23 protein-coding genes and 1 pseudogene are annotated in these 22,684 nt (G+C 63.0%); 9 read left to right on the top strand and 15 right to left on the bottom strand.

The genetic code is table 11. The features are described from left to right. Window positions 1-71: 71 nt before the first annotated feature. Window positions 72-959 (bottom strand): sulfurtransferase, encoded by an 888-nt coding sequence (locus tag CKJ82_RS04275; protein WP_095537167.1) that lies wholly within the window; start codon window positions 957-959, stop codon window positions 72-74. Between the two features lie 281 nt (window positions 960-1,240). Between CKJ82_RS04275 and CKJ82_RS04270 the strand changes: the two genes are divergently transcribed. Together CKJ82_RS04270 and CKJ82_RS04265 are read left to right on the top strand one after the other, a co-directional pair. Then, window positions 1,241-2,302 carry a Cj0069 family protein gene (locus CKJ82_RS04270; RefSeq protein WP_095537166.1) on the top strand — a complete coding sequence of 354 codons (1,062 nt, stop codon included), beginning with the start codon at window positions 1,241-1,243 and terminating at the stop codon, window positions 2,300-2,302. A gap of 90 nt (window positions 2,303-2,392) precedes the next feature. Further along, window positions 2,393-3,544, top strand: a complete 1,152-nt coding sequence (locus CKJ82_RS04265; protein WP_095555336.1) for a nuclease-related domain-containing protein — start codon at window positions 2,393-2,395, stop codon at window positions 3,542-3,544. Window positions 3,545-3,560: 16 nt separating this feature from the next. On the opposite strand, the gene CKJ82_RS04260 is transcribed toward CKJ82_RS04265, so the two are convergent. Both CKJ82_RS04260 and CKJ82_RS04255 read right to left on the bottom strand, forming a co-directional pair. Continuing rightward, entirely contained in the window at window positions 3,561-4,256 is a 696-nt protein-coding gene (locus CKJ82_RS04260) for a hypothetical protein (RefSeq protein WP_133064013.1), read from the bottom strand. 6 nt (window positions 4,257-4,262) lie between these two features. Then, complete coding sequence (locus CKJ82_RS04255) at window positions 4,263-4,658, bottom strand: DUF3151 domain-containing protein (RefSeq protein ID WP_095537163.1); 396 nt, start codon at window positions 4,656-4,658, stop codon at window positions 4,263-4,265. A gap of 89 nt (window positions 4,659-4,747) precedes the next feature. On the opposite strand from CKJ82_RS04255, the gene CKJ82_RS04250 reads away from it, so the two are divergent. Continuing rightward, complete coding sequence (locus CKJ82_RS04250; protein ID WP_095537162.1) at window positions 4,748-5,272, top strand: ankyrin repeat domain-containing protein; 525 nt, start codon at window positions 4,748-4,750, stop codon at window positions 5,270-5,272. A 15-nt stretch (window positions 5,273-5,287) separates the two neighbouring features. Further along, entirely contained in the window at window positions 5,288-5,809 is a 522-nt protein-coding gene (locus CKJ82_RS04245; RefSeq protein WP_095537161.1) for an ankyrin repeat domain-containing protein, read from the top strand. On the opposite strand, the gene CKJ82_RS04240 is transcribed toward CKJ82_RS04245, so the two are convergent. The 3 genes from CKJ82_RS04240 to CKJ82_RS04230 are packed head-to-tail and all read right to left on the bottom strand — an operon-like array spanning window position 5,806 to window position 8,185. Further along, window positions 5,806-6,396, bottom strand: a complete 591-nt coding sequence (locus CKJ82_RS04240; RefSeq protein ID WP_095537160.1) for a Maf family protein — start codon at window positions 6,394-6,396, stop codon at window positions 5,806-5,808. The two genes, CKJ82_RS04245 and CKJ82_RS04240, sit on opposite strands and share 4 nt — an antisense overlap. 4 nt (window positions 6,397-6,400) lie before the next feature. After that, the gene (locus CKJ82_RS04235; RefSeq protein WP_095278771.1) at window positions 6,401-6,616 is read right to left on the bottom strand and encodes an acyl-CoA carboxylase subunit epsilon; all 216 of its coding nucleotides are present in this window, start codon (window positions 6,614-6,616) and stop codon (window positions 6,401-6,403) included. Between the two features lie 48 nt (window positions 6,617-6,664). Beyond that, window positions 6,665-8,185, bottom strand: coding sequence for an acyl-CoA carboxylase subunit beta (locus CKJ82_RS04230; RefSeq protein WP_095537159.1), 1,521 nt, complete (start codon window positions 8,183-8,185; stop codon window positions 6,665-6,667). A 118-nt stretch (window positions 8,186-8,303) separates the two neighbouring features. On the opposite strand from CKJ82_RS04230, the gene CKJ82_RS04225 reads away from it, so the two are divergent. Beyond that, window positions 8,304-8,462 (top strand): hypothetical protein, encoded by a 159-nt coding sequence (locus tag CKJ82_RS04225; RefSeq protein ID WP_165765377.1) that lies wholly within the window; start codon window positions 8,304-8,306, stop codon window positions 8,460-8,462. Window positions 8,463-8,682: 220 nt separating this feature from the next. Here the strand turns inward: CKJ82_RS04225 and CKJ82_RS04220 are convergent, their stop codons facing one another. From CKJ82_RS04220 to CKJ82_RS11600, 5 genes are all read right to left on the bottom strand, one after another. Further along, on the bottom strand, window positions 8,683-12,183 hold the full coding sequence (locus CKJ82_RS04220) for a UvrD-helicase domain-containing protein (RefSeq protein ID WP_095537157.1): 3,501 nt from the start codon (window positions 12,181-12,183) through the stop codon (window positions 8,683-8,685). Window positions 12,184-12,202: 19 nt separating this feature from the next. Further along, a complete protein-coding gene (locus CKJ82_RS04215) occupies window positions 12,203-15,046 on the bottom strand; it encodes a PD-(D/E)XK nuclease family protein (RefSeq protein WP_165765376.1) in 2,844 nt (947 codons plus the stop codon). A gap of 87 nt (window positions 15,047-15,133) precedes the next feature. Continuing rightward, window positions 15,134-15,499: a DoxX family protein gene (locus CKJ82_RS04210; RefSeq protein ID WP_095537155.1), complete on the bottom strand. Its 366-nt coding sequence runs from the start codon at window positions 15,497-15,499 to the stop codon at window positions 15,134-15,136. A gap of 41 nt (window positions 15,500-15,540) precedes the next feature. Beyond that, window positions 15,541-15,711: an RNA helicase gene (locus CKJ82_RS04205; protein ID WP_095537154.1), complete on the bottom strand. Its 171-nt coding sequence runs from the start codon at window positions 15,709-15,711 to the stop codon at window positions 15,541-15,543. A gap of 5 nt (window positions 15,712-15,716) precedes the next feature. After that, window positions 15,717-15,944, bottom strand: a complete 228-nt coding sequence (locus CKJ82_RS11600) for a hypothetical protein (RefSeq protein ID WP_133064012.1) — start codon at window positions 15,942-15,944, stop codon at window positions 15,717-15,719. A 394-nt stretch (window positions 15,945-16,338) separates the two neighbouring features. Between CKJ82_RS11600 and CKJ82_RS11940 the strand changes: the two genes are divergently transcribed. Continuing rightward, window positions 16,339-16,572, top strand: a complete 234-nt coding sequence (locus tag CKJ82_RS11940; RefSeq protein WP_205691375.1) for a hypothetical protein — start codon at window positions 16,339-16,341, stop codon at window positions 16,570-16,572. A 291-nt stretch (window positions 16,573-16,863) separates the two neighbouring features. On the opposite strand, the gene CKJ82_RS11595 is transcribed toward CKJ82_RS11940, so the two are convergent. Together CKJ82_RS11595 and CKJ82_RS12145 are read right to left on the bottom strand one after the other, a co-directional pair. After that, entirely contained in the window at window positions 16,864-17,442 is a 579-nt protein-coding gene (locus tag CKJ82_RS11595) for a hypothetical protein (RefSeq protein ID WP_133064011.1), read from the bottom strand. A gap of 808 nt (window positions 17,443-18,250) precedes the next feature. Further along, window positions 18,251-18,346, bottom strand: a pseudogene (locus CKJ82_RS12145) (transposase); the annotation flags it as partial. 150 nt (window positions 18,347-18,496) lie between these two features. Here CKJ82_RS12145 and CKJ82_RS12140 point away from each other — a divergent pair. Beyond that, window positions 18,497-19,015, top strand: a complete 519-nt coding sequence (locus tag CKJ82_RS12140; protein ID WP_095537153.1) for a GtrA family protein — start codon at window positions 18,497-18,499, stop codon at window positions 19,013-19,015. A gap of 547 nt (window positions 19,016-19,562) precedes the next feature. On the opposite strand, the gene CKJ82_RS04190 is transcribed toward CKJ82_RS12140, so the two are convergent. Next, the gene (locus CKJ82_RS04190; RefSeq protein ID WP_095537152.1) at window positions 19,563-20,657 is read right to left on the bottom strand and encodes a HigA family addiction module antitoxin; all 1,095 of its coding nucleotides are present in this window, start codon (window positions 20,655-20,657) and stop codon (window positions 19,563-19,565) included. A gap of 14 nt (window positions 20,658-20,671) precedes the next feature. Next, window positions 20,672-21,022: a type II toxin-antitoxin system RelE/ParE family toxin gene (locus CKJ82_RS04185; RefSeq protein WP_240510679.1), complete on the bottom strand. Its 351-nt coding sequence runs from the start codon at window positions 21,020-21,022 to the stop codon at window positions 20,672-20,674. Window positions 21,023-21,401: 379 nt separating this feature from the next. On the opposite strand from CKJ82_RS04185, the gene CKJ82_RS11760 reads away from it, so the two are divergent. Further along, window positions 21,402-21,542, top strand: a complete 141-nt coding sequence (locus CKJ82_RS11760) for a hypothetical protein (RefSeq protein ID WP_165765375.1) — start codon at window positions 21,402-21,404, stop codon at window positions 21,540-21,542. Window positions 21,543-21,953: 411 nt separating this feature from the next. Continuing rightward, window positions 21,954-22,676 carry a biotin--[acetyl-CoA-carboxylase] ligase gene (locus tag CKJ82_RS04180; RefSeq protein WP_095537151.1) on the top strand — a complete coding sequence of 241 codons (723 nt, stop codon included), beginning with the start codon at window positions 21,954-21,956 and terminating at the stop codon, window positions 22,674-22,676. The last annotated feature ends 8 nt before the right edge of the window (window positions 22,677-22,684 follow it).

Raw genomic sequence — 22,684 nt, 5'->3', positions numbered from 1 at the left:
ATCGGTTTTCGGTGCCCAATGTTACAACCCGGAGGTCGCGAGGCGGAAGTTCCGCGCCCGAGCGCAGGATTCTAGGAGGCGCCGGAGCCCTGCTCCACCGGCACGCGCACCATGTTGCCCCACTCGGCCCAGGAGCCGTCGTACAGCGAGATGTTTTCAAAGCCGAGGATGTGGTTGAGCACGTACCAGGTGTGCGCGCTGCTCTCGCCGAGCTGGCAGTAGACCACGGTGCGCGCCTTCGGGTCGAAGTCCTCGTAGATCGCGGCGATGTTCGGCAGGTCCTTGAACAGGGCGTTCGGGAACAGGGAGCGGCCCCACGTCACGTTGACCGCGCCCGGGATGTGGCCGTGGCGTAGCGTGCTCGGGGACTTGCCAGGGGCGCGGTCCGCGGTCGGGTCCTCGGCGGTGCCGTCGTATTGGTCGGCCGGGCGGGCGTCGATAAGCTGCGCGGGCGTCTCCGCGAGCAAATCGGCGGCGAAGGTGCGGTACGGCGCGTCGTTGCGCTCGACCACGGGGTAGTCGGAGGCCGGGAACTCCGGCACGGCGAAGGAGGTGTCGCGCTCCTCGCCCATCCAGGCGTCGCGGCCGCCGTCGAGCAGGCGCACGTCCGGGTGGCCGAACAGCTCGAAGACCCAGGCGGTGTAGGCGGCCCACCAGTTGGACTTGTCGCCGTAGACCACGATCGTGTCGTCGCGGGTAATGCCGCGCTCGCTCATCAGCTTGGCAAACGCCTCTCCGTCGATGAAATCGCGCGTGACCGGGTCGTTGAGGTCGCGGTGCCAGTCAATGCGCACCGCGCCCGGGATGTGCCCGATGTCGTAGAGGTAAGCGTCCTCGTCGCTCTCCACGACGCGCAGCCCCGGCTTGCCCAGGCGCGCGGAGAGCCACGCGGCGGAGACGAACTTCTCGGGGTGCGCGAAGTCTTTGAATTTCGGGTTGTCGTCGAGCTCAATGCTCATGGTGGTTCCCCTTCGGTGCATGCTTATCGACGCTTCTTCGCCTCGATTTCACCGCTCACCCTACCGCGTGCCGCGCGCCGCCGGGGCAAAACAGCGGATTGGACGCCTGTTTGAACTGGTCGCTGCGCTGCGCGCACCCAGCCAGTTGTGAAGTTGCACACCTCGCGCCCGCTCGCGCGGTGGAACCGCAGCGCTGGCCTTAAAATTCCGTGTGTAACACCTGCTCGGCAGCGCCTGCGACCGAGACTCTTGCCAACCAGGCCTAAAAGAAAGGGCATCCCGTGCACAAAGCAATCGTCGTCTTCGAGGTCGAGGGCGGATCTGACAAGCAGTTCAACGGCCACCGGAAAGACACCATGCCCATCGTCGACGCGATCAAGGCGGCCGGCTGGCACGCCGAGGTCGTCTTCTACCGCCCCGAGTGGTCGGAAAAGCTGTTCGAGTACGTCACCGAGCGCTTCGACGCCTACATCTCCCGCGTCAACCCTGGCAACATCCCGGGCGGGGAGAAGGGGTACTTCGAGCTGCTGACCAAGCTTGCCGACGCCGGCCTGGTCGGCATGTCCACCCCGGCCGAAATGATGGCGTACGGGGCGAAGGACGCGCTAGTCAAGCTCAACCAGACCGACCTCGTGCCCGCCGACACGGCCGCCTACTACGACGTCGCTTCTTTCCACGACACGTTCCCGACCTCCCTGTCCTACGGCGAGCGCGTGCTCAAGCAGAACCGCGGCTCCACCGGCTCCGGCATCTGGCGCGTCCGGCTGGCTGATAAGGCGCAGGCCGAGGCGCTGGAGCCGGGCACCGCCCTGCCGCTGGACACCAAGCTCAAGTGCACCGAGGCGGTGGACAACCACACCGAGGAGCGCGAGCTGGGCGAGTTCATGGACTTCTGCGACCAGTACATCATCGGCGACAACGGCATGCTCGTGGATATGCGCTTCATGCCGCGCATCACCGAGGGCGAGATCCGCATCCTGCTCGTCGGCCCGCACCCCGTCTTCGTGGTGCACAAAAAGCCGGCAGCCGGCGGCGATGCGTTCTCCGCGACCCTGTTCTCGGGCGCGACGTACACCTACCAGAAGCCGGAGGAGTGGCAGGAGCTGGTGGACATGTTCGCCGCGGCCCGCCCGGTGATAGCGGAGAAGCTCGGCGGCGACAACATTCCGCTGATCTGGACCGCGGACTTCATGCTTGCCGACGACGACGAGACCGGCCAGGACACCTACGTCCTCGGCGAAATCAACTGCTCCTGCGTCGGCTTCACCTCCGAGCTGGACATGGGCATCCAGGAGCTGGTGGCCAAGGAAGCCATTGGCCGCGTGGAGGCGAAGTTCGCCTGACGCGTTTCCGGTACATTGCAGAAAAGGTAATGCTTTAATGCAATTGGCCTTATTAATCAGTGAGGCTCAACCGGAAGGAAGACGTAGCGAGTGGCAACTGTGTACGGGAAGACCCGCCCCGGCCAAGGCGGATGGGCCGACTTTGCGTCCGAGGTGGACAAGTACTTGGAAAGCGAGGTCGACGGCTACGCCGTGACCTTCGCGATGCGCGAGCACGCCGAAAAGTACGGGCTGGGCGAAAACGACGACCGTGCAAAGAAGGCGCGGAAGCGCACCCAGAGACGGCTTATCGCCATCGTCCTATTCCCGGTCCTGTTTGTCCTGGGCATCATCGTCTCCCTCTTCAACAAGGGCCTCGGCGGCATCATGATGTTCGCGGGCGTGCTCGCACTGGTCTACCTGGGCCTGAGCGGTTTCCGCTCCATGGACCGCCGCATCAACAAGGATAAGGAAAACAAGGCGTATGTGAACAAGGGCCTGGAGAAGCAGGTCAATGAGAAACGCCGCGCCGAGGTCGAGCGCCTCGTCGGGCTGGCGCGCCAGGGCCGCCCGGAGGAAACCGGGCTGCCGGAGCCGCTGCAGCGCGTCTCCCGCGGTTACCTGGCGGAGGAACGGATCGGTGAGATGCTCGAGCAACAGCTGCCGGACTCCATCGAGGTTGCCCACGACGTGACGATCCGCACCGACTCCCGCTCCGGGCTGGCCAAGGCCGTCGACGGCTTCGACGACGCAACGTCCGAGCTGTTCTACGGCACGACGCCGGAGACCCGTAAGTTCGGCCTCGCGATGGGCGTGATCGGCATGCTCGGCGAGCTGTCCCGCAAGAGCGCGGTGACCGCCAACGCGGACCACGTCCTGTCCACCGCGGCGGGCGTGATCATGGTGGACACGAAGCACTGGACCGGCGAGCTCAGCCTGGATGAGAACGGCCAGTTCACCGCAGGCCCGAACCACGCGGGCAGCCAGTACCGCGAGAAGGCGGCCAGGACGACGCGCTTCGAGGCATCGCGCCTCAACCGCGGCGACGTCGCCATGATCATCCTTGCCGTGGTCGGCGGCACCGTGCGGGGCGGCAGGATTGAGCAGCACGAGGATGGCCAGATCCCCATCATCGCCGTTCCTGCGGAGGACGTGCCGCGCGTCGTCACGGAGCTCCACAACGCCGGCCGCCTGCGCGAGCCGATCCCGATGAGCTCGGTGGCGGCGAACTCCCCGGGCACTGAGTGGTACCCGCAGAGCTAGGCGCCGCTAGGCGCCACTAGTCGTAGGTGCCGAGCAGATAGTGGACCGGGTAGTTCCACCACCTGTTGAACTCGTCGATGCTGCCAGAGACCGGGACGACCGCGCCGCCGTCGTTGCGCAAATGCACCGTGTAGTGCGCGGTGATGCCCTCGGCGGTGGCGCCGGTGCGCTCGCCCCAGGCCAGGTCCACGCCGCCGTCGGGGGTGGGGGTGACGGACTCGATCTTGTCCACCGCCGCCATGTCCTGGGCGGGCGCGCCGTTGACGTACAAGGCGAGACCGTCGGCGATGGAGGCGCCGGTGCCGGCGGGGCGGTGCTCGTCGCCAAGCGAGCCGCGGAAGATGATCCAGCTCAGTGGCGCGCACGGGTCGTAGGCGTTGTCGATGTCCTCGATCCAGTAGTTGAAGTCGCTGCCGTCATCTGCCGGCATGCGGCCAGGGGCTGTGCCGGAAGGGTAGGCCTCGCGCGGGTCCTTCGGCAGCTGCGCGCAGGCATCCGCGTTGTCTTGAGTTTGCTGCGCCGGCGGCGTGGCGCTCTCCGAGGCAGTGCTCTCCGGGGCAGCGTTGTCCGAGGCAGTGTTCTCCGGGCCTGTGGGCTCCTCCACCACGGTGGTCTGCGTGACAGTCACGGTAGGCGGGTCGGCTGGCTCGTTGCTGCAGGCGGCAAGCGGGAGCAGTGTCGCGAGGACAGCGGCTGGAAGGATTCGTCGCATGGGTTCTTAGAGGAGTTCGTCGACGCTGGCCGGGTCGGCGTCGGAAAGCATTTGGCGGCAGCGGTCGTACTCGGCGTCGTCGCCAATCGCCTTGGAGGCAAGCGCGAGCATGGCGATTGCCTTAAGCACCGGCACGTTCGCCTCGTGCGAGGCCGGGACCGGGCCCCAGCCCTTCCACCCGTTGGCGCGCAGGCGGTCGAGCGAGCGGTGGTAGCCGGTGCGCGCGTACGCGTAGGCGATCAGCTCGTCGCCGCCGTCGAGCTCCTTTTCGGCGCGGGCGGCCCACACGGCGGGGGAATCCGGGTGGGTGAGCGCGGTCTCGCGGGCCAGGGGGTCCTCGCCCCTCGCGGGATCATCGGGCAGGTGGAGCGGCGGGGGTGCGAGCATGTCGTTGATTTCCATGCGCGCCAGGCTAGCAGTTTGGGCTTTTCGACGTGCCAGCGCGCACCAGTTGCCTTACAGTAGTACGCAACTGACACGAAGGAGACCCTATGGCAAGCCCGCTCTACGTTGCGAAGAAGGGAACGTACGAAGAGTTCTGCGAGGTCTTCGATCCCGCGAAAAACGATGTGACTGACATGTTGTTCGGGGCGCTGACCAACGGTGACCCGGAGGCGCGCGCGAAAATCTGCAACGACATGTTGGATCGTGGCGCGGATGCGTCGCGCGAGGAATACGGGCAGAACGCGCTGACGATCCTGCTCGGTCGGCATCGCCATCTCGGCGCGGGCGACGGGGCGCTGGTCAAAAGGCTTGTTCAGGGTGGCGCGGACGTGAATTTCCGCGAGCGCCGAGGGGATGTGCCGATCAAGCTCGTGGTGTCGAATTCCTCCGACGACGAGGAGCGCCGGGAAGTCTACGAGGCGCTGTTCGGCGTCGAGGAGCTCGACCTCAGCCTGCCGTCGAACGTGCGCAACCCGAAAAACACCGTCGGCGGCTGGTTGCGCATGAACGTGGATGGGCGTCCCGGCAAGCTGGATGTGCTCGACGAGTTCCTCCAGGCCCGTGGCGAGTGAGTGAAGGAGGCCCCCATGGCAAGCCCGCTCTATGTTGCCGGGAATGGCACCTACGAGGAGTTCTGCGAGGTCTTCGACGCGGAAGAAAACGACGTGACCGACATACTATTCGCGGCACTGACCAACGGTGACCCGGAGGCGCGCGCGAAGATCAGCAACGACATGTTGGGCGGGGGCGCTGACGCTGCGCGGGTCGACACTGGCCAGAACGCACTGACCCTGGTGTGCTCGCACGAAGCGCTGGGCGCAGGCGACGCCGCGCTGGTGCAAAGGCTTATCGACGGCGGCGCGGACGTGAATTTCCGCAACCGTAGCGGGGACGTGCCCATCAAGCTGGCCATTGACATGGGGATGGATGATGCACAGCGTCGGCCGATCTACGAGGCGTTGTTCGGCACGGGCGTGCTCGACCTGAGCCTGCCGTCGAGCGTGCGCAACCCGAAAAACACGATCGGTGGTTGGCTACGCATGTGCGTGGACGCGAACCCCGAAGGCCTCGCCGTGCTCGACGAGTTCCTTTCTGCCCGCGGGTACTAGTCCCAGAAATCGGAGGCGTTGAGGCCGAAGCGGTAGAGGCAGCGGCGAAGCAGCGGCATGGACAGGCCGATGACGCTGGTAGGGTCGCCGTCGATGGAGTCGATGAACCAGCTGCCCAGCGCTTCGAGCGTGAACGCGCCGGCGCATTCGAGCGGTTGGCCGGAGGCGGCGTAGGCCTCGATGTCGGCGTCCGAGACGTCGCCGAAGCGGATTGCGGTGGAAATGGTGTCCACGACCCACTCGCCCTTATGCGCAACGGCGTGGCCGGTCAGCAGGTGTGCTTCCTTGCCACGTTGGGCTTTCCAGCGCGCGATGGTGCGCTCGGTGGTGTGGGGTTTGCCCAGCAGTTGGCCGTCTAGCAGCAGCATCGAGTCGCAGCCGACGACCACGTCGTTGGGGAAGTCGGGTGCCACGGTGGCGGCTTTCGCTTGCGCAAGCTTTTCCACGATCACCCGTGGCTCAGCTCCGGCCAAATCCCGAATGATCGCGTCCTCGTCGACGTGGGCGGGCCGCAACACTGGGGTGACGCCACCCTGCTCAAGCAGCATGCGGCGCGAGGGGGACTGGGAGGCGAGAACGAGGCGCATGGGGTTAGAAGTAGGTGACGTTGGCGAATGCGTGCGGGTTGAACAGCTGCTCCCCGTGGTGTGCCAGGGCGGGGGCGCCCCAGCGGTTCTGGTCTGCAGGCTGCTGCTTCGCCTTCGCGGCTGCCTGGAGGTCCGTAAGGACGGTTGCGAGCGCGGCGAGCTCGTCCTCGGTGGGGTTGCCCTTGGTCACCGTGAACCGGGTGGCAGTTGGTGCAGTCATAGCATTCCTTTCAGCGAGAAAGAATTTAGTGTAGCGAAAGTATATCGGCTACAGCGGGATGTTGCCGTGCTTCTTCTGCGCCGGATATGCAACCTTGCGCTCCAACAGGCGCAGGCCCTCCAGGACGTGGCGGCGAGTTGCCGACGGTGGGATGACCGCGTCGACGAGTCCGCGCTCGGTGGCCACGTACGGGTTGAGGTTCTCCTCGGCGTACTGCTCGGCGTCGACGCCGAGGTGGGAGGCGGCGGTGGGGGCGTCGGCAAGCGCGATCTGTGCGGTGGGCCACGCAAAGACCAAGTCAGCGCCCAGGCCCTTGGAGCCGAGCACCGTGTAGGCGGTGCCGAGCGCCTTGCGGGTCACCACGGTCATCGTGCCGACCTGCGCCTCGGCGAAGGCGTAGGCGAGCGCGGCGGCACCAGCGGGTGCGCCGGCGTGCTCCTCGTCGACGGAGGGCACGAAGCCGGGGGAGTCCACGAACTGCACAAGCGGCAGGTTGAACGCGTCGCAGGTGCGGATGAAGCGGGCGGCCTTGCGCGCGCCGGCTTCGGTGAGGCAGCCGGCGAGCACGCTCGGCTGGGTGGCCACCACGCCGACGGCGCGGCCGTGGACGTGCGCGAACCCGGTGAGCACGTTGCCGGCGTAGTCGGCGCCGAGCTCGTAGAAGTCGCCGTCGGTGACTGCGGCGACGATCTCGGCGACCTCGTAGGGCTGCGCGTCGTCGTCCGGGATGATGGAGTCCAGGTCGACCTCTGCGGCAGCGTGCTCCGCGTCCGCGCCGAGCGGGGAGGCGGCCTGGTTGTTCAGCGGCAGGTAGCCCACGATGCGCTGCACCGCATCGAGTGCGCCCGCCATGTCCGCGGCGGTGACGTGCGCAAGGCCTGTGGTCGCGGCGTGCACGGCCGCACCGCCGAGCGCGTCGGCGGTCGTCGCGGTGCCGGAGACCTGGCTGACAATGTCGGTGTCGGACAGGTGGAGGCTCGCGCCTTCGACCATCACGGTGACGTCGGCAAGCGGCACTGTGGTCGCCGCGAGGGTGGCGACCTCGCCGGCCACCAGCGCAATCTGCGGCACGAGGCCGGAGGCGTGGGTGGCGGCGCGCAGCAGTTTGGCCTGCATGTGGGCGGTGACAATGCCTTCTTGCCAGCGCGGACCGACCGAGTCGTAGATGCCGATGACCGGTACGCCGGTCTTGGTTGCCAGATCAAAGAGTTTGAGCATTTTCTCGGCGTAGACCTCGCCGATGGCCCCGTCGAAGATGTCGGGATCCTGGCTGAAGATGCAGACCCGGCGGCCGTCGATAAGCCCATAGCCCGTGATGACGCCATCGGTGGCGGGCTTCGTGCGATCCATCTTGTACGCCTCGACGCGGTGGCGCGCGAGCGCGTCGGTTTCCACGAACGAACCGTCGTCGAGCAGCGCCTCCACGCGCGCGCGTGCCGTCATCGCGCCTTCGGTCGGCGCCTCCGCGCGATCAGCGGCCGGCGTGCGCGCCTCGTCCAGGCGGTTGCGCAGGTCCTGGATGCGGCCCGCGGTGGTCTTCAAATCGGGTTTTGCAGTCTTGTCGCCCATAAGCCCTCAGTCTATGCCCCTATCTGTTAAGCACCAAAGATAAAACCACACGTTGTATCGTCCGGTCGGGCATAAGCGTTTCGCCCCGCGCACCGTCGCGGCGCTTGCCGTCTCCGCTTTGGCACTGAGTGTCGTCCCGGGGGTCGCTGATGCGGACGATTCCGATGACGCCAAGAATCTCATTAGCGCAATTTCCACCCGCCTCGGCTCTGAGCTCGACGACAACGCCGACGACGTCAACGAAGGCGAGGGCGACGACAAGAACGACGTCGCATAGGACCAGGGCAAACAGGAAGAGGGTTCTTCCCAGGGCGCTAAGGCTGCCGGTGTCGCCGGTGGCCTGGCGCTGGTGCTCGCCCTGATCGCTGGCGCCTACCAGGCTGGTCTGCTGCCGAGTATCCCGGGCCTGCCGAAGTTCTTCTAGTCACTTCCGGCCCACCCAAACACTGAGCGGGTGCCTCGAGTTATCCGAGGCACCCGCTTTGTCGCGTCAGGGCTTATCGCTTATCGACGCCACGCTCATGCACCACCACCTGCGGTTCTTCAACTCCGGCGAAGATCAGTTCAAGGCGAGTGACCGGTTCGCCAAGCGCTTCCTCGAGCAGGGTGGCGTAGATGTCCAGCTGCAAAAAGTAGCTGGACACGGTCTCCGGTTTGGCGGTAACGTCGGTCTTCCAGTCGGCGATGACCCATCCGGCATTGTCGCTGCTGGTGTCACGGTAGAGCAGGTCGATGTAGCCGTTGACCGCGGTGCCGTCGACTGTGCCGATAACCGGCAGCTCCCGCTGTGCCTTGGCATCAGCCTCGAGGCTGCGCGTGTACGGGGCGGATTCGGCGAAGCTCGCGGCGACGCGCACCACGTCTTTCACGGCCGAGGTCGGCAGCTCGTAGAGCGAGGCCACTGTGGCGGCGACCTGCTCGAGCTCGTCGCCCTGGGGCAGGTGCTCCATCACGTCGTGGACTGCGGTGCCGAAGTCGGTGCCGGCGTTGTCCCGGTAGAGACCGCTGTTGATCTGGCGGGCCGGGAAGCCGGCTGCCGCCACCCGCTCATCCAGGGAGTGGCGCAGGCGTACGCCAGTGACGTGTGTGTGGCGCGGCACCGCGTCGTCCGCCGGGCGGGACTGCGCCCGATGCACGCCGTTCGGGTCGGCGGTGGGCTCGGGGTTGGCCTGGTCCTTAGCGTGAGCGATGGCGGTGACGCCCATTCGTTGGGTGATGCCGGTCGCCTTGGCAAGTGCTTCGGCATTCGTAGTGAAGCGCTCTGCGTTCGGCGCACTGCGGGCGGCGTCCGGCGCCTTGGGTGCCGCGATGGCGTCGAAACCTGGCAGTTCCTCACGGGCAATGGGGGCGTATTGGGTGGAGTCGTCGATGACCTCGGCGAGCTTCGCGCCGCGCTGCGCTTTGGTGTACTCGCGTGGTCCACCCTTCTTCTTGGGCCTGTTTTTCTTGAGTTGCAGCGGGATAGCCAGGACGGACTTGGCGCGCGTCATGGCGACGTAGAGCAGGCGGATCAGCTCGTTGGCGTCGGCTTCGTCGTCGAAGGCCTTGGCAACGAGGTAGTTGGGGGTCGGCGCGTCCTTGAGCTTGAACTGCGCGGTGCTATCTGCCCGGGAGAAGGTGCGTACCGCGCGACTGCTCGAGGTGTGGCCGGACATGCCAGCGACGATGACCATGGGGAACTCGCGACCTTTGGACTTGTGGATCGTCATGAAGCGAACTGCGTCGGTGCCGGTATCAAGCAGAGGCTCGGAGACGCCCTGGTTGGTTTCAGCTTGGGTGTCAGACCAGCGAACAAATTCGCGGAGGCCGAGCCCGGTTGTGGCAGAGAAGCGGTCAGCGAGCGTGAGCAACGTCTCCACGCGCGGGAGGTGGTCGGGGTGGCCACTTGCGGCGTAGGCCTCCGCGAGTCCGAACTCCGCGACGATGCGGCGCACCATGGTCGCCGCATCGGTGCGCTGTGCTTCCGCGGAAAGTCGGCGAAGCTGCTCGACGCAAGTGTCGACGCTCGCAGCAACCTCATCCTGCGTCATCGCGGCGTCGAGCGACTCCGGGGCTTCATGGAGGTGCTCGCGGCGTACCTGCGCCCACCGAGCGATGTCCGCATCCGAGCAGCCGAGAAGTGCGGTGCGCAGGGCAGCGATGCGGGTGAAGTTGTCAGCGGGGTCGGCCACCGCGCGCAGTACAGTGAACAGGTCGTTCAGCTCCGGGGTGGCAAAAAGCGCGCCGGAGCCCTCGGAAACCCAGGGGATGTCTGCGTCGCCGAGGACCTGCATCAGGCGCAGCGCATCGTTGTGGGTGGGCACGACGATGGCGATGTCGGAGTAGCGCAGGGGCGCTCCGGCTTGCGCACCGCTGTGGTGGACGAAGCGAGGGTCCGCACCGGCAACCGCCGCACGAATGAGCGCGACAACGTCGGCGGCTTCGCGTTCGCGCAGTTCGGCGGGCGGCAGGTCTTCCGCGTCTGCGTCCTGCAGCACGATGAACGCGCCCTCGCGGCCTTCCGTGGCGTCCTGGGGAAGCATGGGCACGTAGTGGGCTTGGGCTGGGCCGTCGTTGGAGCTCGCGTGGGCGTCGAAAAGCTGCCCGTAGAGTTCGTTGACAGCGGCGACGACCGCTTCCGAGGAACGGAAGTTTCGCGAGAGCTGCTTCACGCCGTGGTCGGCATCGCGGGCGGCGGCGCTGGTGCGTGCAGCGACGTAGGTGTCGATGTCGGCGTTGCGGAACTTGTAGATCGACTGCTTCGGGTCGCCGACCATGAACAGGCGGCCGGGCTGCGGGGTGTCGTGCGGCCCGCGGGCGATCGCGGTGACGATGTCGAGCTGCGCGGGGTCGGTGTCCTGGAATTCGTCGACGAAGATGACGCGGTATTGCTCATGCAGCTTTGCGCGCACCTCGTCGTCGACCACGAGCTGTTGCGTCAGGTAGATCATGTCGTGGAACTCGAGGACGCCGGTGCGGTGGCGCGTGTCGGCGGCTCTGAGCACGAGGGCCGCGAGCACGGGAGCGATTGTCGACGTCGCCGTGTACCCCGCGTAGCACCCAAGCTCATCGAGTCGCTCGAGGAAGTCCTTGTACTCCTCCTTGACCTGCTTAGCTTCCGGCTTGCTGCCGCCGGTATTGCCAGGTTTAGGCAAGCTGAGCTCGGCGAGGGAGTCCGCCGCGTCGAGCTCGGCCAGGCGGTCATCGAAGAAGGCGAGGAGTTTGTCGGAGACGCCCGAGGCGTAGGCACGATCGCGGATCAGGCGCAGCTGCTTGCACAGGCTGGCTCGTAGCTCGTCTTCGGGTGGCGCCTCGAAGGCGGACGCTTTGATCGTGGCGCCGAGCTCGCCCCAGTGCGCGTCCATCCACTCGACCAGCTCTTGCAGGTGCTTGAAGGTCACGCCCTCGCCCAGGAGGTACTGCAGTTGGGTGATGAATTCGGCTGCGGAGATGTTCGTCGGCAGGGCGTCGATAGTTGCTGTGGCTTCTTCGCTGCCCTCGAAGAGCGCGGTAATGGTCTCGATAATTGCCTCGCTGTGCTGGGCAGAGGAGAAATAAGCGGCGAGGTCATCGACGGCGTCGACCTTGGGCGGCAGGCCGGCCTCCAACGGGTACTGCTTGAGCACGCGCAGGCAGAAGGAGTGAAGCGTGCCGAGCGCGGCGCCGGGCAGACCTTCGAGCGCTTCTTGGGCGCGCTGCTTGGCCCGCTCCGGGTCGTGGAATGCGCGGGGCTGCCCATTGCCGAGCGTGTATGCCCCGGTGTCGCGCACCTGGATGAGCGCGCGGCGCAAACGGGCGGTGAGCTCCGCGGCTGCGGCTTCGTTGAAGGTGATGGCGGCGATCTGATCGATGCGGGTGCCGCGCTCGATAATCAGCGTGAGCAGGCGCTGGATGAGCATGACGGTCTTGCCGGAGCCGGCACCCGCCTCGACGAAGCAGGAGAGCTCGACTTGGTTCTGGATGAATTCACGGTTGGCTTCGTCCTCGGAGAGGCGGTCGGCAAATGGTGCTTGAGTCATTGATTTTCCTCTCGCGGGGCTAGGCGTCGGCGGGCGCAGTGTACTCGGTGGTCAGAGGCTGCTCGAAGTCCAAAGGCGGCATAGTCGCTGTCAACGCGTTGTAGTTGGACACCCCCAGGCGCAGGCGCTCGTCGCTGTTCCAGCGCTCCGGGATAGCGTGTGGCGGGAACGCACCGTGCTGGATGTGGCGGTAGACATTGCCTAGGTTGGTCTGCAGCGTTGCAACTGCGTCGTCGTCGACAGTGATTTTCACGTGTGAGTCGTCCGGGTCACGGAAGAACCAGTAGCGCGCCTGCACCTCGGTGACCTCGCCGGGCCACTCTGCGGGCCCGCCGGGGAAAAGCACGGCCGGATCACCCGTGGCGGCAAGCGCGCGCACGATGTAGCCGTACAGAGCCAGCTGGAAGTAGTAGTGCGGCGCGCCGTCTTTGACCTGCCCGGTCGGCGTCTTCTGCTCCACGTACGTGCTTGTCGTCTTGCCCTTGCCGGACTTGTAATCGGTCACGCGCACGATGACGGTGCCGTCTTCCACCTTGTAATCAACGCGGTCGGCGTAGCCCTTCACCGGCAGGTCCACGCCGAGCTCGGGAAGCGGAAGCGACGCCGCGGGCTCTTCCTCGGTGTTGCCAAAGGCGAACTCGGTGGCAAGTGGCGTCCAGCCTTCTTCTGCCTCGTTGCGCTCCTGGGCGAGCCAGCCGTGTACGTCCTTGCGCGCCTGCTCGGCAAAGGTGACCCACACCAGCGGGTTGATCTGGTCAGTGCGGCGCTGCGCCAGTTCCCGGTCTAGGGTGTGATCCATCACCTCGACGGCCTCGCCCTCCCAATCCAGGTCGGCGTAGTGCTCGGGGCGGTTGGGATTGTCCAGCCACACCTCGTTGGTCCAGCGCTCAAACACGGCGTGCAGGATCGTGCCGGTGTCGGAGGAGGCGACGTGCATATCCTCCGCGTCGTCCTCAAGCACCCAGTTGCCGGTCACGCGCTGGATAAAGTACTCCAGCGGCGACTTGGTAAAGCCCTCCAGCGCGGAGCTGGAAATCGGTTTCTGTAGCGTGTGCAGGCCAAAGTCGGTGCCGGTGTAGCCGGTAAATTCGCCGGCGACGCCCGCATGCCGCGCCTGCATGATCTCCGCGTAGCGCGCCGCCTGCTTACTCGGGTGGCCGGTCAGCGCGTTCGCGAGCGCCAGTTCAGTCTGGCTCGTGGGCGTGCGCTCGCCGCTTACTAGCCCCGGGTAGAGCGCATCAACGCGGGTTTCGTCCTGGTCAAGCCAGGTGGAGGGCTCGGTCAAGCCTCCGCCGGCAATCCCAGATCGGGCGCGTGTGAGCACAATGCTTCTCGACGCCCGCAGCGCCCCCGCAAGCGTCCGCTCCCTACGCGCCAGGAACTTGTCCGGAGTGGTGTGCTGCTGCGCCTGCGTCATCGTCGCGCTCGGGGTCAGTGAGCCGGGCAGGGCAGCGTCGGTGGTGCCGGTGATGAACGCGAGCTGGAGGTTGCGCCCGTCCAGGCTCTCAAGCGGTCCGACCGAGAGCACACCGGTGTTGGTGGCGCGCGCCGGGCGGGCGGCGAGTTCGCGAGTGATCTCGAGAGCGCGCTCACGTTGGGGCGCGCCCTGCTGGGCGGCGAGCTGGTCTACCAGCGGGTCCAGGTAGATCGACTGCTGTTGCTTCCCAAGAGTGAGTACATCGAGTGCCGCGGCGCGGAACGCTGAAGCGAAGCCCTCCCAGCTCTCCGCCTCGGTCAGCGGTGTGAGTGTGGCGCGCAGGTCCACGACCCAACGGGCTGCGGTCACAGAGCGCTCGGGTACGCGCTCGCGCTCTGGGGTGCCGTCCTCGTCCTGGCGCGCGGCAGTGTCGAGCACCGCGTCCCAGTCGCTACCGGTAAGCGCTGTGCCGAGACGGTCGCGCGAGCCGGCGTCGAAGGCGCGCAGGCTGGGGCTGTTGCTGACCTTGCCGGTGGAGAGCAGCTCCACGAGCTGGTGGCGGTGCATCTCGGCAGGGCGCAGAGTGAGCAGCGCGGTCAAAGCGCGGAAGGTGTTTTGCTGTGCCCAGACGTCGCGCGCGGGCGCGTGGTAGGGGATGCCCGCCTCGTCGAGGGCGTGGGTGAGGAAAGGAAGCTCCGCGTTGTCGCAGTAGGCCACGGCGATTGCGTGCAGCGGGGTGCCGGCGGCGACGGCGTCGAGGATGCGGCCGGTGACGTAGGTGGCCTCGTCCGGCTCCGAGATCAGCGAGACACGCTCGGTCTCCTCGCGTAGGTCCGGCAGCTCGACGGGCGTGGCCTGGTGGAACTGGGCGAGCGCCCATTCGGTGCGCGCGTCGTGGGCCAGCGCGCCGACGGTGATGAGCGCCCCGCGGTGGGAGTCGGCGGCGGCGCGGACCGCGTCCGGGAAGGTGAAGCGAGTGTCGCGGAACTCTTCGGCGGCGCGCTGGGCGATCTCGGCCACGATACTGGGCAAATGCGCGCCGCCGTGGTCCGCGCGCCATTCGGCGGGGGAGTTGAGGAGGGTGTACAGGGCGTCGATAAGCGCTGCATGCGTGGCCGCGGAAGTATGCAGCTTGGCCTCATGGAAGGGAGTCGGCTCGGCGCCGTCGGCGAGGGTGCGGGCGACGAAGGCGGCGACATCGGCGCGCTGCAGCAGCGTGCGGGACTCTTGATCACGCGCGGCGCGCTGCAGCAGCATGTCGAGCGTGACCACGTCCACCCCGAGACGCGGGCCGCCGGTGGCAATGGCGGCGACCACATCGTCGAAGGCGGGCGTGGGGCACAGCACCGTGACCGGGGCGAGAGGGTCGTCGGCTTGCGCAGTATCGACGGCCGCGAGCAGCGCGGTGGCGTAGGGGGACGAGGGCGGGTGGGGCGTAGCTGTCATGTGGCCCACAGTAATTGGGCAGCCTGACATCCGCAGGTGCGTAATCGAACCGGCGTTCTAAAATTGCGGGGGTGCGCTCGATGCGCGCTACTTCTTGCCTTTCTTGTACAAGTCCCACCCAGCACGGATCATCGGGATCTGCAGCGGGAGACGCGCGATGGCGCCCGCCTGCAGGTACCAGGGCTTGTTGCGCCACTGCCACGCCATGTTGAAGTTAGCCGGCCACACGACGAGCAAAAGCGCCGCCGCGACGGCGCCGCCGGTCGCGCGCGTCTTCGCGTTAGCAAGCAGGGCTGCGGTGGCGAGTTCGGCCACGCCGGAGACGTAGGTGTAGGTCCGCGCGCTGCCCGGCAGCTGCTCGGGAACGATGCCGTCGAAAGGCTCAGGCTTGATGAAGTGGAGCACGCCCGCGCCTCCGAAAACGGGGATGAGCGCTTTTTGCAATGTATTCATGCCTGCCACGGTACGCCGGCCACGCCCGCCGAGGGAAAGTCCTAGAGCTCGTAGTTGGCCAGGTAACGGATCTTCGGTGTGATCTCCAAACGACTTTTGCCCTCGCGGTGGCGCTTCACGATCAGCTTGGCCGCCGCGATCTGACCAGCGTGAGGTGGGACGTTGGTTTTGGGGACGTAGACCTCGTCCTCTGAGATGTGACGCTTCTCCACTTGGGTCACCTACCTTCCGGATCCCAACTCTTTGCGATTTGGTTCACCAATGAATCAACAAGATCGTTTTCATTATCGCCCAGAAAAGGTGCATCATCAAGGGAAACTATTGCGGTCACTCCCAAGGCGATCATCTTCGGCTCCTGTGAAGCGCAAAGATCTGTTGCCCAACGCAGGTTGGAGTGCCACTCCTTTAAAAGATCTTGCTTACGTGAGTTTTCGATGGTTCTCATGACTCCGAAATACGCAACGGCTGCGGGAATTGATGATCCCAATACCCTGCCACCAAATTCAAAGACCGCGACTCTCGAGGCGGAGTCTTCGAAGAGCTAAGCGGCATAAAAAAGAATCGCTAACACAACCAAGATGCCGAAGAGAAGGTCTCTTATTCTTCCCAGAACGGACTGCGAAAATTCCCCGATGTTCCCCACTCCAAAAACTTTAGCAATAAACGTTACGTTGGAGATGCTGTTGGGGGATTGCTCAACCCAGGGTCTTCGGACGCCTGCGGAGCAGGAACCCACCCCCAGCGTCCTCGTCAGACTAACACCACTCAACCAAGTGCGCTGGGTAATGAATGTTCGATACTTCAATGGCCACGTCGTGCGGTCTGGCTAAGGTGGTGGAGTGACTTCCTCTGCTGCACTTCGTCTTGACCGCGCGACTATGCGCCAGAACCTCGACCGCTTCAAACTGTGGTGGCGTGACCGCCTGGACGGCTGGGGCAGCGCCGACCAAGGCGCGCTAGAGCGCAAGTACGCACAGAGTTACTGGTCGGAACTGTTTGAGTGCTTCGGTGTCACCGCGTATCGCTACGTAACGGATTGGATACGAATAATTTCTCAACCGTGCGTCAGATAACTGGCCGCCTTACTATTGCGGTGAATTTGTTGTAACTGCTGTATCTGATAGGAGACCGACAATTAATTTCTCGATGCAGGAATTTCTCGTCTATGCGATCCTTGCTTTCATCGCAATTATGGCGATTTGGTGGGTGGCCAAAATTCTGAGGGGCTTTACCAACGGGTACCGATCGGCAAGTCAAACGGATTTACATACCGATGCCGATAAGCAAAAGGACAGAATGTAGAGAAGATTGCCAAGGCAAAAGGGCGAGGAACTACTGAAGCCCCTCGCCCTTTTGGGAGTTTCCTAAGGTTTGATATCTACGCAGGCGTAGTTACTCCACTGTCCTTCAACCTTTACGCGACCGCACATAGGGCCGGCGTCAATGCTGCGGTTAAAATCCCACTTACGAGTAGCACGCGCCCATCCGCTGTCAGGACCAGTGGTTTCTGCGTGTCGCTGTCCACCCTCGTACCAGGCGAGCTCCATGTCCTCTACTGTGGAGTTTTCAAGCTCAACCCCAGAAAAGTAATTCACGTAGACAGTATCTACATGAAGTCCACTACCGTTTACGTTGATGCCTACGTATGCTCCACTTGCTCCAGGAGCTGCGGTGAGTCCATCTGCAGAGTAAGTGGAAATAGATGGCTCGAAGGTGGCTTCCTCAGTCGAGGAAAGATCAGCATTTTGCTCAATCCTCGTTTTTTCGATGGCGCTTTGTACAGACTCATCGACTGCGGGCGTCTCCGCATTAGCCGTTCCGATTGCGATGGTGGCTGTCAATGCAATCACAGCTGCAGTAAAGCCGGAAAGTAGTTTCTTCTGGGCGTGCGGCATAAATCCCTTTCTTGGGTGAAAGTGAACAAAAGCAGGATGAAAAGTCATCCGGCGTAAAATCTTCTAAAAGCTGCCCGGTCGCGCAACTGATAATGCGCTATTCTTATTGATTTAACATATTGCTTTAATGTCTGCACTTTGGGTGTGCATTCGGTAAAAATGCACTGAACCTGATCGAGCGGCAATCGAGTGGATGGATAGCTCAGGGACTGCTCTGCAGGGGTTCCAACGAAAGGCTTTAAGGTGCTCAGGGGGCTTGGGGTCAGTTGCTTCTGGCGGACGAGAGCTCTCTACCCGCGGGAAGCATTGGGATGTGCATGTTTGATATAGGTACAAGGAAACGAGACAGGGCAGCGGAGATGCCGCCGATGCGAGACCGCCAGACCATGGCTCGGCGTGTGCGTGGCTACGTCACCCAGGGCAAGACCGACTCCTATGGCACGCCACGGCGAAATACGCCACCACAAGCCGGCGCAAGGCCCTGTCCACCATGGGCCACAGAGGCGGCCAAAAGCCGCCAAACGCTGGGAAACAGACCCCGAAGGGGAATACGCCTAAGGGCGGCGAATCGCCCTCAAAGAAGCCAACCAGCGCTGACAAACGGGGGCGAAAGCGAGCAGATTCGCTATTGCTAGTTGGTTTATGGCCGCTAATGCTGAAACAGGCAGGTGGCCGTCTATCTCCGATGCAATGAACGAGTTTGGGGTATCCCGTGACACTGTCAGAAGATCCCTTCGGACAGATGGAATTAGATTGTCTCGAGGGCGACGTCCCCCGATTTAAATGATGCAAGCCATAAAGCAAAATACGGTTCCCCTGCCCCCTGGGCAGTTATGATTTTCCCTCAGTGGCATCGAGCTTTCCGCAGCTCACTGCTGAGCGCCTCGATGGTATTGGTGGTGTAGAGCACCCGGCGAGCTGCAGGCGGGAACTGTGGAAACGGTATGAAGCGGCGTAGGCCTGCCGCAGGGCACCGGATACAGGTTTGCAGTCCTGGTAGGACACTCACCGCCCGGCATAGAAGAAGCCACACTTTGACGTGCCCGCCGAGAAAATGACCACGGTCCGCACTCTTTTTGGCCCCCAACGCTAAAGTGTAAGGGTGCTTATACGGAATACGTCTAAATTCGCAGATTTCCTCCGGTTCGGAATCATCGGCGGGTTTGGAACAATTGTAAATCTTGTAGTTTTTATTTCCTGCGTAAAATTTACGCAATGGACAGGAATAGATCCATCCATGCCTTTAATCAGTAATGTTTTTCTAAATTATAGTTTGCGCTTAGAGCATGTCTTTATCGCTACAGCATTCGTGATAGCGAACATCTTTAACTACACTATGAACCGGCGCTTTAACTTCGGTTCAAATGCCCGTAGAAATAAAACAGGACCCGCAAAATTCATGATCATAGGAATTCTGGCTTGCATAATCCAGATACTTATATTTGCTGAACTCACACGTCCTGGACCCCTGCAGCTAAACCCGTCCATTTTTGATAGTTCAAGCGGCTTACGGAATATCAAATATTGGGGGCAGGTAATCTCGATAGCACTGGTAATGCCGATAAACTTCACCCTCAATAAATTTTGGACCTTTGGTGGCGAAAATGGATATACGAAGTAATCCGATGCCGCCGGATTACTTCGTATACTGGGGTGAATCTTACTTAGTGACGAACCACCACTTTCCATCGTCATGTCGTTCACAACGACGCTCCAAATGAGGAGCAGCAAGCTTATACTCACCAGATGCAAACATGCATTGCGCCTCGAATCGGAACGGCCCATGGTATGTCCCAGCGTTTGCTATAGCCGGGCTAGCCGCGAATACAATTGCGGCGGCTGCAATAGATGTCGCGATGGATCTTGTTGAAATTACTTTTCGAGCGGTGGCCATACTTAATCATCCTCCATCATTTTGCCTCTCGGTCTGCACATTACCTGAAACAATGCATTACGTACCAGTGACCACGCGGAATGGATATTAATTACGCAACGCTAAACCACAGGCGGCTCTTCTCGTGGCATGTAAAAAAGTAGCATTTTCGTACCTCTTGCTCCGGCAATAAGCAGATCCACTTGACCTATAGGTGTACGAATCGTCCAGGAAGCAGCGTTCTGCACGTCGTTCTCAGCTTTTGCTGACAGTGAACGAAGCTAACCAATCCTAGTCAGGCTGGGAGCGGTGATTTCCAGCTTTCAAGCTGAGCGATGACGGTGGGAGCGTTGCGCGCGAGAGTGGTTTTCCACGACAATTTGCCCTCTTTTTGAAGCCTCCCAATCAGGGTGATGGGATGAACCCCTAGGCGGTCGGCTTGTTCTTTAATCCAGGATGAGTGCACACGATCAGGAACTTCCGGTAAAGGGCAAGAAATTGCGAGCTTGCTGGCCAGCTGGTCTGCTGTAGCTTCATTATTGGCACTATCAACTGATAGGTCGTCGAGGATGACCTCGCCATTATCAGCAAGGTGATCCAATAAGATATGGGCTATCTCATGAAGGATGGTGAACAGCACCTTATCGAGCCGTTTTCCCCGTCCTGATATGCCAATCACGGGGTGTCCGTCGACCATCATGGCGCAGCCGTCGAGTTTTCCTCCCGGGAAAGCCTCCACATAAACAAGCTTCACCCCCACTTCGGCGAACAGATCCTGGAACTCAGCAAACGCCTGCGGGTCACGCGCTCTGCTCGATAGCGTCCGGGCGAGGTCTTCTAGCGCTTCACGGGAGTAGGGGGCAGCGTCGAGGGCGCTGGCAGTCGCTCTAACGCAAGCAGCCCACGCTTCTTGCAAAACGGTGACATTTTCCTCGTGGTTACTACGGCGGGCGGCGAAGCTTATCCCCAAGGGGTCTTCAAAGGATTCCTTGCCGAATAAATTCAACACCTCACGAGCCTGTACCTGCACGTCGGTGGCTGTGATGTATCCCCGCTTGGTTAGCAGGGAGACGGGGGCTAACTCTCGCAACTGTGCGCGGGTTTTCACGACGTTGAGGTTGTCCCGCGTCCGGGCGTCCTGGGACTGCTTCCATAGGAGGTAGGAGTCCTGGAGGTTGAGCCAGAACTCCGCGGAAGTGCCCAGGGCAGCGCCGATCTGGGCTGCGGATTCGCGCGTGATCTCCTTCTTTCCAGAAATGATCTCCGAGACAAACTGTGCCGGCCGTCCGAGCACCTCGGCAAAGTCGGTTTGGCTCCAACCGCGGGCGTCCAGTTCGTCAGCGAGGATTTCTCCGGCCGGGAATAGCTCTGCCGCAATTGGGGTATTCATGAGTTCACCTTTTCTTAGTGGTAATCCACCATTTCAATAACGATGGCCACGCGGCCATCGCTGTCGGTTGCGAATTTGAGGATGAGCCGAAACTGCTTGTTTAAGCGGATCGAGGAGGTCCCGGCTCGGTCGCCTTTCAGTTGCTCCAGATGTAACGACCGCAGGGCCCTCAGGTCGCGTTCATCCACGGCGTGGGTCAGGATCTGGATTTTCTTGCGGTATGCCTTGGCGATATCCGCGCTCCATTGTTTGGGGGTGTAAGAGACATCCTCGGCCACTCGTCGAAGTTCGTCGTCCTCGAAGAGGATGCGCACCAAGTCCACCTCGTCCAGTTCACTAACGCCGCGCCCATCTGACGCGACCATACTTCTTTACCTGCATAGGGCTCATCACCCTTTGCATGAAGTATGTTACACTAGTGGCACTGGTTCCGCAAGGTCGGGGCCAGGTATGAAAGAGGGTCACCTCGCTGCAACGAGGTGACCCACCGGCAAGTCTCGAGAACTGTCAAGATCCATGCATCTTTCAACAGTAGCGGAGTATTCCTCCTCTCGGGCTGATCGACTCGAGAGGAGGGAAGATGGCAACCACTCGACGCCGGGTGCGCACGGTCCGCAAGGGGCCAGTGACCGTCAGGGTCACCACCACTGTGAAGACCTGGACCGCGACGACCAAGCTGCGCAAGCTGGGCCGCTAGCCACCCTGACCCCAGGAACCATTCCGCCTGTCAGGAAGGAGAAGGGAATGGCTCGCAACTCTAGGCAGACCAGCAGGTCTGCGGCGAAGGCAGCCAGCAAGGTGCTGCGTGGCAAGAGCTACAGTGCGGTCGCGAAGACGGCTGCCGCCAGCGCACTGTCCCAAGTGTCGAAGCGTCGCGGCAAGTAGCTGCGCCAGTGCCGTGTCTCGAGGAGTTTCTTTCGGGACACGGCACTCAGGCATTCGTCAGAGACGTGCCCGTATATCTCCCGATAGGGTACACCCCATTGCGACAGTTCGATCGCGACACATGGCGTCGGCATTCCCTGGGGTTTTCTTGCGGAGAAGTCTCCTCGTCGAAATATTTTCCAATGTATTGACCCTAATGCGACACATTCTCCGCGACCTGTTTACCTAGAGTGCGAGTTAAAGGTGGGCGACGACGTAGACACACAAAACGGGGTGAGCCGGGGGAAGTGGCCCACCCTGTTTCCTGCGCAGTGTGCATATCCGCGGTAAGCGCCCGCGTCGTTACTTGCGTCCCCGTCACCACGCGCATACCACGCCACACCGCACCCCACACCGCCTAGAATCGTCGGCATGACTGTAAAGGACCTCGCCCGCATCCAAACCGCCGTCGCCTCCTATTGGCCGAAGGTGCGCTACGTCGAGACCACCGGCTCCACCAACGCCGACATGGTGAAGGACGGCGAGGCCGGGATGGTGCTCATCGCCGATGAGCAGACCGCTTCCAAGGGCCGTCTGAATCGCACGTGGGTCACGCCGAAGGGCGCGCAGCTGGCCATGAGCATGGTCATCGACGCAGGCCAAGACCCCAACCACTTCGGCCTGCTTTCCATCGCCCCGGGGGTGGCGGTGACCGACGTCGTGCCGCAGGCGCGCCTGAAGTGGCCGAATGACGTGCAGATCGGCGGCAAGAAGATCGCGGGCATTCTGTCCAACCTGGCGCTGCCGAACGTGGTCGTGGGCATCGGCATCAACGTCAACTTCCGTCCCGAGCAGCTGCCCGTCGACACCGCGACCGCGCTCAACATCGAAGGCATCGGTGTGGACTTCGACGACTTCACCATCGAGATCCTGCGCGCCATGGGCGCTCGCCTGAAACAGTGGCAAGACGGCGACCCGCAGCTGCTCGCCGATTACCGTCGGGTTTGCTCGACGATCGGCCAGACGGTGCGCATGGAGCTGCACGACCGCGATGTGCACGGCCGCGTCGACGGCGTCAATGACAATGGCGAGGTCATCATCGACGGCACCGCGTACTCCGTCGGCGATGTGCATCACCTGCGCCCGAAACAGTAGCCTGGTCG

The sequence above is a fragment of the Corynebacterium gottingense genome (assembly GCF_002285125.1).
Lineage (GTDB): Bacteria > Actinomycetota > Actinomycetes > Mycobacteriales > Mycobacteriaceae > Corynebacterium > Corynebacterium gottingense.
This window is presented reverse-complemented; position numbering and strand designations above follow the sequence as displayed.

Coding starts and splice junctions, on each gene's coding strand:
- CKJ82_RS11595 (WP_133064011.1), bottom strand. CDS start 17,442: ATGACTTTTCATCCTGCTTTTGTTCACTTTCACCCAAGAAAGGGATTT.
- CKJ82_RS04180 (WP_095537151.1), top strand. CDS start 21,954: ATGACTGTAAAGGACCTCGCCCGCATCCAAACCGCCGTCGCCTCCTAT.
- CKJ82_RS04260 (WP_133064013.1), bottom strand. CDS start 4,256: ATGCGACGAATCCTTCCAGCCGCTGTCCTCGCGACACTGCTCCCGCTT.
- CKJ82_RS04275 (WP_095537167.1), bottom strand. CDS start 959: ATGAGCATTGAGCTCGACGACAACCCGAAATTCAAAGACTTCGCGCAC.
- CKJ82_RS04245 (WP_095537161.1), top strand. CDS start 5,288: ATGGCAAGCCCGCTCTATGTTGCCGGGAATGGCACCTACGAGGAGTTC.
- CKJ82_RS04220 (WP_095537157.1), bottom strand. CDS start 12,183: ATGACTCAAGCACCATTTGCCGACCGCCTCTCCGAGGACGAAGCCAAC.
- CKJ82_RS04215 (WP_165765376.1), bottom strand. CDS start 15,046: ATGACAGCTACGCCCCACCCGCCCTCGTCCCCCTACGCCACCGCGCTG.
- CKJ82_RS04250 (WP_095537162.1), top strand. CDS start 4,748: ATGGCAAGCCCGCTCTACGTTGCGAAGAAGGGAACGTACGAAGAGTTC.
- CKJ82_RS04240 (WP_095537160.1), bottom strand. CDS start 6,396: ATGCGCCTCGTTCTCGCCTCCCAGTCCCCCTCGCGCCGCATGCTGCTT.
- CKJ82_RS11760 (WP_165765375.1), top strand. CDS start 21,402: ATGGCTCGCAACTCTAGGCAGACCAGCAGGTCTGCGGCGAAGGCAGCC.
- CKJ82_RS04210 (WP_095537155.1), bottom strand. CDS start 15,499: ATGAATACATTGCAAAAAGCGCTCATCCCCGTTTTCGGAGGCGCGGGC.
- CKJ82_RS04235 (WP_095278771.1), bottom strand. CDS start 6,616: ATGACTGCACCAACTGCCACCCGGTTCACGGTGACCAAGGGCAACCCC.
- CKJ82_RS11600 (WP_133064012.1), bottom strand. CDS start 15,944: ATGAGAACCATCGAAAACTCACGTAAGCAAGATCTTTTAAAGGAGTGG.
- CKJ82_RS04255 (WP_095537163.1), bottom strand. CDS start 4,658: ATGGAAATCAACGACATGCTCGCACCCCCGCCGCTCCACCTGCCCGAT.
- CKJ82_RS04185 (WP_240510679.1), bottom strand. CDS start 21,022: ATGGTCGCGTCAGATGGGCGCGGCGTTAGTGAACTGGACGAGGTGGAC.
- CKJ82_RS04230 (WP_095537159.1), bottom strand. CDS start 8,185: ATGGGCGACAAGACTGCAAAACCCGATTTGAAGACCACCGCGGGCCGC.
- CKJ82_RS04190 (WP_095537152.1), bottom strand. CDS start 20,657: ATGAATACCCCAATTGCGGCAGAGCTATTCCCGGCCGGAGAAATCCTC.